Below are 11,185 nucleotides of genomic sequence, written 5' to 3'. Positions count from 1 at the left end.
CCAGGCGAAATCCTATGGCGCACTTTCCTGCATTGCTTCGTCCGTCTCGCTGGCTGCAAGCGGTTGCTTCACGGTTCTCTGGAGGGCTAATCGTCGGTCTTGCCCTGTTTCCGTTCACGCTGTCGGCAGGGGCCGCCTGGAGTGCCGATCGCCTGATATTGTCCTACGGATTGCTGGCGCGATCGCTTCCAGTGGATTCGCTGCGCGTTTATGCCGAGGAAGGAACGATCGATGCTGACCTGCGAAGCTACGGACCCTTCATCAACAACGAACAGCTTGCCCAGTTGCGGCAAGTTCTTAATGCCAGAGCCGAGCTATCTCCGGTTGCAGTGGCGCAGTTTCTTTACACCAAGCAGGGTGAAATTCTGCTCAATCGCCTCGGCAATGTGATTCGGACGGAATCCAACCTGTCCGGGTTTTATGCGATTCGATCGGCACTAATTCTTGCTGCCTCTGAGCCAGAAGGTTTATCGCTGCTCAATGTCCTTGACAGTTTTCCTCATGAGGAAATTCGCATTGATTTAACCGAGACGCTGCGAATCGCCGGAGACCTGTCAGCCCTAATTCGCCAAACGCAAGCCGCGATTGCCCTGGTCGAGCAGCAGGCAGATCAGGAAGCCAGTACCCAATCGACGGTAGAGTTTGCGGTTTTGCCCGATCTGCGCCGTCCTGGAGAATATACCTGGCAGAAAAACACGTTGGAGCTAAACGATCGCCGCCGAAATCGCAGCTTTCCGGTAGACCTTTACCTGCCCCAGACCCAGGCTCAGGCTCAGGTGACAGCAGCTCCGCTCATCGTGATTTCCCACGGCTTAGGCTCCGATCGCACGAGCTATGGCTATCTTGCCCGCCAGCTTGCCTCGCACGGTTTTGTGGTTGCCGTACCCGAACATCCGGGCAGCAACGCTCAACAGCTTCAGGCTTTGATTTCCGGGAGTGCCAGCCAGGTTACTTCCCCCAACGAGTTTATCGATCGCCCGCTCGATATTAAATATCTGCTTAATCGATTGGATGCCCTGAATCGAAACAATCCCCGATTTCGCGGACGCTTTAACGTGCAGCAGGTGGGCGTGATCGGTCAATCGCTGGGTGGCTACACGGCTCTGGCTCTGGCAGGCGGCAGGATTAATTCGGCTCAACTCACGGAGGAATGCGCTCGATCGGAGTCGGAAACCCTGAACTTATCCCTGCTGCTGCAATGTCGCGCCGCTGAGCTGTCCTTACCGATTCCTAACTTAAAGGACGATCGCGTCAAAGCCATTATTGCGATTAATCCAATCGGCAGCAGTTTGATCGGTGCAGCGGATTTCGCCGCGATTCAAATTCCCGTCATGCTGGTGAGCAGCAGTGCGGATACGGTCAGTCCGGCATTGCTGGAGCAAATTGTGCCCTATAGCTGGCTCACCACGCCCAACAAATATCTGGTCATGCTGCAAGGTGGCACGCACTTCTCAACGATCAGCAAAGACGAAACCCGATCAGAAGATCTGGTTGAACTGCCGCCCCAGATCGTCGGACCCAATCCACTGCTGGCACAAACCTATCTGCGAAGCCTCAGCGTTGCCTTTTTGCAAACCTACGTTGCCGATCGCCCCGGCTACACCCCCTATCTGGAATCTGCCTACGCGCAGTTAATCAGCCGTCCTGATTTGCCCGTGCGCTTGGTGCGATCGATCACAGCGGAGCAAATTGCTCAGATTACCGGAACGCCTGTGCCTGATCCAAATGGCACTGAAACCCGCACCTCACGCCGATAAAGATTCTCCCCAATTCAGGGGCTGTCGGTTGTTTTTTGAGCAGGCTCCGATTGCAGAATGCTGCTCAGGATTGATGACGTTTTGAATCGAGATGATCTAGAAGGAATGGGTACAAGCATGATGGAGCGTCAGCCATGTTTGAGAACGAGCTACGAGCCACAGCACAGGCAATGGTGGTAACGGGCAAAGGCATTTTGGCAGCCGATGAAAGCTTTGGCACTGCAAACAAGCGATTTCAAAAACTCGGCATTCCCACGACCGAAGAAATGCGTCGCGCCTATCGAGAAATGCTGTTTACCACGCCCGGAATTGGCGATTTCTTTAGCGGCGTTATTCTGTTTGACGAAACAATCCGACAATCGACCGCCGACGGAACTCCCTTTGTGCAGTTGCTCAGCAATCAAGGCATTATCCCCGGTATTAAACTCGACGCGGGGGCAAAACCTCTGGCAAAGTCTCCCAACGAGCTTGTTACTGAAGGACTGGACGGACTGCGCGATCGCGTCAGAGAATACTACGAACTAGGCGCACGGTTTGCCAAATGGCGGGCAGTGATCACGATTGGGGAGGGCATTCCCACTCGTCGCTGCATCGAAGCAAATGCTCACGCACTGGCCCGCTATGCCGGAATTTGTCAGGAAGGGGGACTAGTGCCGATCGTCGAACCTGAAGTTTTAATGGACGGTGATCATACGTTGGAACGCAGCTACGCTGTGCATGAGGAAGTTCTGAAAACCGTGTTTTATGAGCTGCACCGCTACGGGATTGCGCTCGATCAAATGGTGCTAAAGCCCAGCATGGTGATTTCTGGTCAAACCAGTTCGCAGCCAGCTAGCGTTGAAGCAGTGGCTCAGGCGACGGTGAAGTGTTTGCTCGACTGTGTGCCCGCCTCGGTTCCGGGTTGCGCCTTCCTTTCGGGTGGACAAACCGATCAGCAAGCCACTGAACACCTGAATAGGATGAACGTCCTTTATGGCGGCAAACTTCCCTGGAAGCTGACTTTTTCCTATGGACGTGCCCTTCAGCAAGCGGCAATGCAAGCCTGGATGGGCAAACCTGAAAACGTTCCGACGGCTCAAAAGGCACTTGCGCTGCGGGCGAGATGCAATAGTGCTGCCAGTGTAGGCAAATACAGCCCCGAACTAGAAAAAGTCGCGGTGAGTGTGTAGACGGAAATAGCAAAACTGCATCAATAAAAAAACAAAAAAAGGGGGCAAAAGCCCCTTATTTCATAACATCAATTCTCCAGCCTAAGGGAACATTAATTAACGACTTGCCATGACTTCGCGCTCAACCCCGATCGGATTCCGAATTTCAATCCGTCCGGCATAGGCTGCTTCCAGATAAGTCCCGCGACCGCTTGGGAAAGTTGCCGGATTGCGATCGATTTCGATGTACAGTTCCTTTGCCGGAAGTCCGATTCCACCGAAACCCGCCAGGGTTGCCAGCGCAGCCCCAATGCCAGCCGGCAGGTCAGTGATTAACAGCGTATTGCCATTCCAGCCAACTGCAAGATTGCTGCGATCGGGATTGCTTTTGAACTCAACTTTAGCAATGTTTTCGGTATCAGTTGTAATATAAAAAGCCATGATCTTCTCCTGGTAACGATTGTGTGATGACGCTTGTGGATGAACGAGATAGCGAATGACTGAAAAAGAGATTCAATTCATCGCCGAACTATTTCAGAAAATTTAGAGTGAAATTATTTTTTCTTTATCTAGCTTTTCTGATTTGCGGTTGAATTGCACTCGTGTTTCTCCTCTTCAGAGTCACTGTTTGATTCAGTAAACTTATCTTCTATTTTCAAATTTCAAATGAATCACCGCAGTACCCCAGTGGGTACTTTTCCTTTTGCAAAAACTATCAAATTTATAAATTTAATGAAGCGTTTCTGGAATAATTAAAGGAGTTGGGTAATCGTTCCCGCATTTATTTTCTAAGAAAAATCAAGACTTCGAGCTGTATTCCTCACCCCATTTCCATGAGCTACTACCTTTCTCCGCGCTTTCTCGACAAGCTGGCGATCCACATCACAAAAAACTTTCTTGACCTGCCCAGGGTCAAAGTACCGCTAATTCTAGGAGTCCATGGGCGCAAGGGCGAAGGCAAATCGTTTCAGTGCGATCTGGCGTTTGAGCGGATGGGTGCTGAAGCCGTTTATATGTCGGCAGGAGAGCTAGAAAGCCCCGATGCAGGTGATCCGGCGCGGCTGATTCGCTTACGCTACCGGGAGGCAGCAGATCTAAGCAAAGTGCGAGGACGAATGGCAGTCTTGATCATCAACGACATTGATGCTGGAATGGGGCGGGTTGATCAAGCGACGCAATACACGGTCAACACTCAGCTTGTGGCAGGCACGCTGATGAATATTGCCGATAATCCCACTAATGTGCAGCTTCCCGGCAGCTATGACTCCCAGCCAATCCAGCGCATTCCAATCATCGTCACGGGCAACGACCTCTCGACGCTTTATGCCCCGCTGATTCGGGATGGACGAATGGAGAAATTCTACTGGGAACCTGATCGTGACGATCGCATTGGCATTGTGAGCGGCATTTTTTCCGAGGATCAAGTGTCGCGCAGCACGATTGAACAGTTAGTGGATACCTTTCCCACTCAGTCGATCGACTTTTATAGCGCGCTGCATTCGCGGCTGTACGATGAGCAGGTGCGACAGTTTATCGAATCCGTGGGTATCGAGCGGATTTCGCTGCGCGTGGTCAATAGCACTGAAGCCTTGCCCGAATTTCGTCCGCCCGATTTCAGCCTGCCACACCTAATTGAACTGGGAACGCAGCTCGTTCGCGAACAGCAGCGCATTCAGGAACTCCGGCTGGTGCAGCAATACCACGCTTCGCTGCATCAGGAACCAGCAGAAACGTCAACCTACACCGCTCCCACTGCTCCGACGAGTCGATCGCCGGTTAGGGGAATTGCAGATCGATCGTCTTCTGGAAATGGCGGGTCTGCTCCGGCAGCTTATGCGGGCAATGCTTCCAGTCCTCCTTCTGGGAATGGCTATTCTGGGCGATCGCAAGGCAGCCCCAGCAATTTGACGGCAGAAGCAGGGCAGCAGATTCAAGAACTGGCGGACAATGGCTATCGCATCGCCATCGAGTATGTGGACGAACGGCGATTCCGCACCAATTCCTGGCAGTGCTACAGCAGTGTCGACGGCAGTGCTTCAGCCGCGATGAATGACTTAGAAACCTGTCTGCGAGAACATCAAAACGACTATGTGCGATTGGTGGGCATTGACCCGCGCGATCGACGGCGCGTGATGGAGCGAGTGATTCAGCGTCCTGGAAGCAAAGTGTAAGGCTAGCCCTGTTCCTGCTTCAGGTTTGCCTTTGCCTGCTGCCAAAGCTGCTCTAATTCGTCCAGGGTGTAGTCTGCCAGCGATCGTCCGCCGCCCAATGCCTGCTCAACCTGGGAAAACCGCCGAATAAATCGATCGTTTGTACCGCGCATAGCCTCTTCCGGGTCGAGATCATACCAGCGTGCCAGGTTGACGATCGTAAATAGCAAATCGCCCAGTTCTGCCTGCTGATTTTCCTTCGGCTCCGACTGCAACGCCTGCTCGAATTCTCCCAGCTCCTCGTGAAACTTTGCCCAAACTCCTTCCACGTTCTCCCACTCAAAGCCAACCCCCGCTGCCTTGAGAGAAATTTTCATTGCAGCGGTTAAGGGCGGAAGTGAGCGAGCATAGCGGCTTAGCTTGGGGCTGAGCATCACGGGTTCCTGCGGATGGGCTTGCTCCTCGGCTGCCTTGATTTGCTCCCAATTTTGCTTTACTTGATCAACGCTCTCGACTTCGACTTCTCCAAACACATGGGGATGCCGCCGAATCAGCTTTTCTGTAATCAACTCTGCCACCCTTGCCAAATCAAACTGTCCCGCCTCGCTAAAAATTTGTGCCTGAAGCACGACTTGCAGCAGCAAATCTCCCAACTCATCCGCAATCGACTCCGGCTGACCCTGCCGAATGGCGTCTACAACTTCGTATGCCTCCTCCAGCACGTAAGGCGTGAGCGACTCCGGCGTTTGTGCCAGATCCCACGGACACCCTCCTTCCGGCGATCGAAGCTGCGCTACCACCTCTATCAGCCGCTGCAAATTGGTAAGCATTCTCGATCGATCAACAAAATCAGTCATACTCACACTCGCAAAATTCCAAACTACCACCCTGCAAAACCCCTAACTCCTCACCCAGCTTGCTCGCAGCCGCTTCTTAGGATTGTAGCTCTCCTCATTTCCTCACCCCCTGATTCCCCCATCCTCTGATTTCCTTCCCTACTTTTTTTTCTTCTTCTTCCCCTTCGATCGCCCCAAAACTGCCCGCCAGCCCTTCTTCTTCACCTGCTTATAGGTCGAAAGGCTCCAATCTGCCGTGTAATGGCTAAACGCGCCAATCTCCAGCCCGATCGCAAATCCGAGGATTTCCCAGCGATATTGCCAGAGGCTTTGCTGCATCACCTGCCCAATCTCGCCCCACGTCCAGCCCATTTGCCATAGCTCATTCACGATTGCAATCATGCCCAACCCCAACAAACCCAGCCATGCCAGCAAATAGATAACCCGCAGCACGGTTCCGGTAATTGGCGCGTGGGAAAAGGGCGATCGATGCTTCAAACTGCCGCGATAGGGAATCCAGATCCAGCGCAACCAGCCCCAGCGTTTATAGTGAATCGAGTAAATATCTAGATCGGGACCGAGCATCAGTCCGCCGAACAAAAATCCGGCACAGAGGCTTAAGGTGAAGGGACTCTGGCGAGTGACTGCCAGACTCAAAATGGCAACCAGAGGCAAAGTCCAGAGGGTAATGCGATCGTGGGTGCGACCAGAAGGCATAAGTGTGGCGCAGGCTACCGATTAGGATTTGTTTTGCACTGGGTAACAAGATTTTATTCGAGAATCCGCAGAAATTCAGGTCGCAATTTTGAACTCTGTGATTATCCTATGGATATCGGGTTTAGTATCGCCACTATGAAGTTGTCACTTATTTCTGTTGCAGCTTTTTGTCTCTCTTTCAGCAGTCTGCTTGCCTGGGCAAACGTTTCTGAAGCGATGCCTGCCGCCGTGTCCCCTGCGGTTTCCTTTGGGCCTCAACCTGCCCTAATGCCTACGAGCGTTGATGATGCTGTTGCACCCATTGTTTTTTCAACGGAGGGCAGCGCAGCCGATTTGACCGTCGAAGCCCGATCGCCCAATGCCCCCAGAGCTGATCGTGCCGAAGCGTTCAATCTGACCGCGGAGCAAATCAACCAAAACTTGACAGACCCACCAGAACTGCAGGAAAACCCGCTCAGCGATCTGGCGCAAACTTTTTCTTTGCCAGAAGGAATGGTGGTTCGAGGGGTGAATCGAGGTGGAATCGCGATCGGCTCCGAGCTTCGGTAAGAACATTGCAGCGAAGTGCGCCCTCAAGCGCGATCGTCCTTTAGCCCGGATAGCCTCCGCCGGAAAAACTGTTTGACAAATGCGCTTGGTCTGCTAGTATTAATAATCGTGCAACCAATGCGCGGGCGGTTAGCTCAGTTGGTAGAGCGCCTGCCTTACAAGCAGGATGTCGCGGGTTCGAGTCCCTCACTGCCCATACTTTATCTCTCTTGTCTTGCTGTACGTCTTTTGTACCGCATATCTTGATTTAGATAGCTTGAGTCAGTCAGATCCTGATTCAGTCCAATTGGTTGAGTTCTAAATTGGTTGAGTTTCAAACGCAGGTTCAAGATCGGGCTGCACTGTGTCCCATTTGAGGAAATGGGAGACCAAATTTTTTGATTGATTTCAAAGCCTACAGGTTTCCAAGCTCCGCTTCAAAGCTCTTTTACAGCTCAGGGAGTAAAGCTTGAAGCAAGGACGTTCAGAGATGGGTAGTCAGTCTTTAATCCCTTTGGTTTCCAACCTGTTCTGCAATCCAGGCAAGGTAGGGAGCTGACCCGTGGACTAGCGGCAGGGCAATGATTTCGGGCACTTCGTAGGAGTGAAGTTCGTAGACTTTTGCTTCGAGCTGGTTAAATTGCCGCAGGTCGGTTTTGATCACAAGCTGCCATTCCTGATCGCGATGCACCTCCCCCTTCCAGGTGTAAATCGATCGAATCGGGGTCAGACTAACACAAGCTGCCAAACGAGCTGCCACTAGCCCTTCTGCGATCGTTTCTGCTTCTGACTGCGAGGCGGCGGTCACGAGAACAATGCCGTAATTTTGCGGGTTTTGATTCATACGCTTCCTTCTTCTGTTACTGGTGATTCTGTCCTGGGCAAGCTAGACGACAGCTTCCTCTAACGATTCAAGCGATCTCAGTCAGATTCAAGTCACCTAACCTTCATTCTTTGTTTTAAGGCAGCATCGACCATGGCAAATCCGAAGCCTGTACAAACTCCCGAATTTCTAGCACAGCAAAAACCGAAGTATGGAGAAAAGCCGTTAGGCAACACGATTGCCGTTCGCTTTTCTGCCGAAGTCGATTCCATCTTGCGTGAAAGAGCCGATCGCCAGCAGTTAATCCGTGCTGCGGTTGAAGTCTATCTACGGGATAAGGGCTTGCTGTAGGCTTTATTAGAGAATCAGGAAAAAGTATCTCTGACAAATTATTGATCATGCTACAAGTTGCGCTCTGGCTGCTCTGGGCTAGCTTTATCCTCTACGCCTTTTTGTTTGCGCCACCAAATCAGCCCGACACTCTTAATCTTATTCAAGACTTGATTAGCGGCAACTGGGACGGCATTAACCCGTTAGTGATCGCGCTGTTTAATATCCTGGGTATCGTGCCGCTGCTTTATGCGTCAGTGATGTTTCTAGACGGTCGTGGGCAAAAGGCTCCAGCGTGGTTATTTGCATCTTTTTCGTTTGGCGTTGGCGTCTTTTCGATTCTGCCTTATCTGGCACTGCGGCGATCGAATCCGACCTTTACCGGGCAGAAGAACTGGCTGCTGAAGCTGCTCGATTCTCGCATTACCGGAGGCTTTGTTGCAGTGGGGGCGATCGGTTTACTGATATACGGCATTACTGCGGGCGACTGGAGCAATTTTATTCAGCAGTGGCAAACGAGCCGCTTTGTTCACGTCATGAGCCTCGACTTTTGCCTGCTCTGTCTTTTGTTTCCCGTCCTGTTGCCAGACGATATGGCACGACGCGGATTGTCTGACCGTCGAATTTTTTGGGCAGTGTCGCTAATTCCGCTACTCGGTCCGCTGGCATACATCACGCTGCGTCCGCCGATTCGGGAAGAGAAACCGATCGAGCAAACTGCTGTACAGGTGTAGAGCCTGACTTCCTGTAAGGTTTCTTCCCGTTTGCATCTCTCCTCTTATGTCACAATAGATAACGGTTATTTATACTTTGTTGTCATTACAGGTAGTTCTGTGAGTCCCACTGTTTCAGCCAGCCCCTCTGCCAAAGCTGCGACCCGCCGCGCCGTTTTCCCCTTCACCGCGATCGTGGGTCAGGAAGAAATGAAGCTTGCGTTGCTTCTCAACGTCATTGACCCCAAGATCGGGGGCGTGATGATCATGGGCGACCGGGGAACCGGAAAATCCACGACAATTCGTGCCCTGGCAGATGTGTTGCCTGAAATTGATGTGGTCGCAGGCGATCCGTTCAATAGCCATCCGAGCGATACGGGCTTGATGAGCGATGCCGTCAAGCAGCAGATTGAAGCAGGAGAACCAATCCAGACTGCCAAGAAAAAAGTAACGATGATCGACCTGCCGCTCGGCGCAACCGAGGATCGAGTCTGCGGCACGATCGACATTGAAAAAGCCCTTTCTGAAGGCGTGAAGGCATTTGAACCGGGACTGCTAGCGCAGGCAAATCGCGGCATTCTTTATGTGGATGAGGTAAATTTGCTCGACGACCACCTAGTTGATGTGCTGCTTGACTCTGCCGCATCGGGCTGGAATACAGTCGAACGAGAAGGCATTTCGATTCGCCACCCGGCAAGATTTGTGCTGGTTGGTTCTGGCAACCCGGAAGAAGGCGAACTGCGTCCCCAGTTGCTCGATCGCTTTGGCTTACATGCCGAAATCCGCACGGTGAAAGAGCCAGCCCTGCGGGTGCAAATTGTGGAACAGCGATCGGACTTTGACCAAGACCCGGAGAGCTTTCTGGAAAAATATCAGGTGGAGCAAGATGCCCTGCAACAAAAGCTGATCAACGCCCAAACGCTGCTGCCTTCGGTGAAGATTGATCAGGACTTGAAGATCAAAATTTCCCAGGTCTGCGCGGAGCTGGATGTAGACGGACTGCGCGGCGATATCGTGACCAACCGCACTGCAAAAGCTCTCGCTGCCCTGGAAGGACGAGCAGAAGTAACGGTCGAAGACATTCAGCGCATTATCGTGATGGCACTGCGCCACCGTTTGCGGAAAGACCCGCTAGAGTCGATCGATTCGGGCTATAAAGTTGGCAAGGTGTTTGCCCAGGTGTTTGGTCTGCCTCAGCCGGAATAGCCCCTAATTTCCAGGCGATGGTTTGGTGCTAGCACGAGCGGGAAGCCCAGCCATCGCAACATCATCTAGCACTTAGCCTGCTCAGGGCGTTTGTGATTCAGATGTTTGTGACTCAGACGATCGCACAACTTCCCAGGGAATGCGATTGTCTGCTGCCAGAGCTAGAGCCATTGCCCTTGCCCCTGCAGCGTTAATATGGCTTGGGTCAACAAAGTACTGGTTTTGCATCAGCTCTGATCGCTGGCTCAAATCGACAAATGTAAACTGATGGCGATCGGCAACGCGCTGCATGTGCTGGCGAAACTGCTGCTCGTGGCGGCGACGAAGTGAGTCTAGATAATACTCAGTTAAGGGCAGATTCACATACACCAGACGAATTTGCTGCTCGCGTGCGAACCGGGCAACCAAGAGCGTGGACTGAAGCTGGCTGCCTGTAAGCTGAAAGTTTTGATAGTCACCGTCAAACTGGCCAGGAACTCTGCGAAAGCGGCGAAAATAGGTCTGTGGGTCAAACCGACCGGGAATCACTTCAAATCCGTTTGGGGTGAGGTCGGGTGGCAGCGGTGGACGGGTCGGGCGGCTGGACGCATTTTGGCTAGTTTTTTGATTTGCTTGCAGCGTGAGAGCCATCCACTGGCTGCGCGGCGGAATCGGACGATCGCCCTGCTGCACGCGCCGATAGCCTTCTGAAGCAATAATGCCGTTATAGGTAATATCGGGACGACCGCTATTAAACGCCCGCGACCCGTCTCCCCAGATCACTAGGCGCGGCAACTGTTCGGGCAGCAGAATGTCGTTCAGCAGCACATCGATTACCTGAGCCGTTGCCCCATTGATGCCAAAGTTAAACACTTTTAGCCCTGGATAGCCTCGCTTTGCTAATCCTTCCTGAAGCGCGATCGGATCAATGCCCTGAAGCGCTCGAGAGCTACCAATAATCAGCACATCAGGTTTGCCAAATGTGCGGAGGTAGCGGC

11 protein-coding genes, 1 tRNA gene and 1 pseudogene are annotated in these 11,185 nt (G+C 52.4%); 8 read left to right on the top strand and 5 right to left on the bottom strand.

Annotation, left to right across the window (positions count from 1 at the left end):
* Positions 1-1,757 (top strand): alpha/beta hydrolase (locus H6F80_RS15885; protein WP_206755079.1); only part of this gene is annotated, 1,757 nt, incomplete at its 5' end.
* Between the two features lie 134 nt (positions 1,758-1,891).
* A complete protein-coding gene (locus H6F80_RS15880; protein ID WP_190792498.1) occupies positions 1,892-2,926 on the top strand; it encodes a class I fructose-bisphosphate aldolase in 1,035 nt (344 codons plus the stop codon).
* Between the two features lie 96 nt (positions 2,927-3,022).
* On the opposite strand, the gene H6F80_RS15875 is transcribed toward H6F80_RS15880, so the two are convergent.
* Positions 3,023-3,346: a hypothetical protein gene (locus H6F80_RS15875; RefSeq protein WP_190792497.1), complete on the bottom strand. Its 324-nt coding sequence runs from the start codon at positions 3,344-3,346 to the stop codon at positions 3,023-3,025.
* A gap of 392 nt (positions 3,347-3,738) precedes the next feature.
* Here H6F80_RS15875 and H6F80_RS15870 point away from each other — a divergent pair, with 392 nt between their 5' ends.
* Complete coding sequence (locus H6F80_RS15870) at positions 3,739-5,076, top strand: RuBisCO small subunit-like domain-containing protein (protein ID WP_190792496.1); 1,338 nt, start codon at positions 3,739-3,741, stop codon at positions 5,074-5,076.
* 2 nt (positions 5,077-5,078) lie between these two features.
* Here H6F80_RS15870 and mazG read toward each other — a convergent pair whose 3' ends face one another.
* A complete protein-coding gene (mazG, locus tag H6F80_RS15865) occupies positions 5,079-5,912 on the bottom strand; it encodes a nucleoside triphosphate pyrophosphohydrolase (protein WP_190792495.1) in 834 nt (277 codons plus the stop codon).
* Between the two features lie 138 nt (positions 5,913-6,050).
* On the bottom strand, positions 6,051-6,608 hold the full coding sequence (locus H6F80_RS15860; RefSeq protein WP_190792494.1) for a metal-binding protein: 558 nt from the start codon (positions 6,606-6,608) through the stop codon (positions 6,051-6,053).
* A 135-nt stretch (positions 6,609-6,743) separates the two neighbouring features.
* On the opposite strand from H6F80_RS15860, the gene H6F80_RS15855 reads away from it, so the two are divergent.
* A complete protein-coding gene (locus H6F80_RS15855; RefSeq protein WP_190792493.1) occupies positions 6,744-7,157 on the top strand; it encodes a hypothetical protein in 414 nt (137 codons plus the stop codon).
* A 123-nt stretch (positions 7,158-7,280) separates the two neighbouring features.
* Positions 7,281-7,353, top strand: a tRNA-Val gene (locus tag H6F80_RS15850).
* Positions 7,354-7,641: 288 nt separating this feature from the next.
* Here H6F80_RS15850 and cutA read toward each other — a convergent pair.
* Complete coding sequence (gene cutA / locus H6F80_RS15845; RefSeq protein WP_190792492.1) at positions 7,642-7,980, bottom strand: divalent-cation tolerance protein CutA; 339 nt, start codon at positions 7,978-7,980, stop codon at positions 7,642-7,644.
* A gap of 132 nt (positions 7,981-8,112) precedes the next feature.
* Here cutA and H6F80_RS15840 point away from each other — a divergent pair, with 132 nt between their 5' ends.
* From H6F80_RS15840 to bchI, 3 genes are all read left to right on the top strand, one after another.
* Complete coding sequence (locus H6F80_RS15840; RefSeq protein WP_190792491.1) at positions 8,113-8,310, top strand: hypothetical protein; 198 nt, start codon at positions 8,113-8,115, stop codon at positions 8,308-8,310.
* A gap of 47 nt (positions 8,311-8,357) precedes the next feature.
* Positions 8,358-9,023, top strand: a complete 666-nt coding sequence (locus tag H6F80_RS15835; RefSeq protein ID WP_199296613.1) for a DUF2834 domain-containing protein — start codon at positions 8,358-8,360, stop codon at positions 9,021-9,023.
* 99 nt (positions 9,024-9,122) lie between these two features.
* Positions 9,123-10,208 (top strand): magnesium chelatase ATPase subunit I, encoded by a 1,086-nt coding sequence (gene bchI, locus H6F80_RS15830; RefSeq protein ID WP_190792490.1) that lies wholly within the window; start codon positions 9,123-9,125, stop codon positions 10,206-10,208.
* An 81-nt stretch (positions 10,209-10,289) separates the two neighbouring features.
* Here the strand turns inward: bchI and H6F80_RS15825 are convergent.
* Positions 10,290-11,185 (bottom strand): annotated as a pseudogene (locus H6F80_RS15825) (hypothetical protein); the annotation flags it as partial.

The organism is Leptolyngbya sp. FACHB-711, assembly GCF_014695615.1.
Classification (GTDB): domain Bacteria; phylum Cyanobacteriota; class Cyanobacteriia; order Elainellales; family Elainellaceae; genus Leptolyngbya_A.
The sequence above is the reverse complement of the archived record's forward strand: the minus strand, read 5'-3'. Positions and strand labels throughout refer to the sequence as shown.

What these genes read in the sequence shown, in the direction of transcription:
- H6F80_RS15880 (WP_190792498.1), top strand. Translation starts at nt 1,892, where the DNA reads ATGTTTGAGAACGAGCTACGAGCCACAGCACAGGCAATGGTGGTAACG.
- H6F80_RS15875 (WP_190792497.1), bottom strand. Translation starts at nt 3,346, where the DNA reads ATGGCTTTTTATATTACAACTGATACCGAAAACATTGCTAAAGTTGAG.
- H6F80_RS15870 (WP_190792496.1), top strand. Translation starts at nt 3,739, where the DNA reads ATGAGCTACTACCTTTCTCCGCGCTTTCTCGACAAGCTGGCGATCCAC.
- mazG (WP_190792495.1), bottom strand. Translation starts at nt 5,912, where the DNA reads ATGACTGATTTTGTTGATCGATCGAGAATGCTTACCAATTTGCAGCGG.
- H6F80_RS15860 (WP_190792494.1), bottom strand. Translation starts at nt 6,608, where the DNA reads ATGCCTTCTGGTCGCACCCACGATCGCATTACCCTCTGGACTTTGCCT.
- H6F80_RS15855 (WP_190792493.1), top strand. Translation starts at nt 6,744, where the DNA reads ATGAAGTTGTCACTTATTTCTGTTGCAGCTTTTTGTCTCTCTTTCAGC.
- cutA (WP_190792492.1), bottom strand. Translation starts at nt 7,980, where the DNA reads ATGAATCAAAACCCGCAAAATTACGGCATTGTTCTCGTGACCGCCGCC.
- H6F80_RS15840 (WP_190792491.1), top strand. Translation starts at nt 8,113, where the DNA reads ATGGCAAATCCGAAGCCTGTACAAACTCCCGAATTTCTAGCACAGCAA.
- H6F80_RS15835 (WP_199296613.1), top strand. Translation starts at nt 8,358, where the DNA reads ATGCTACAAGTTGCGCTCTGGCTGCTCTGGGCTAGCTTTATCCTCTAC.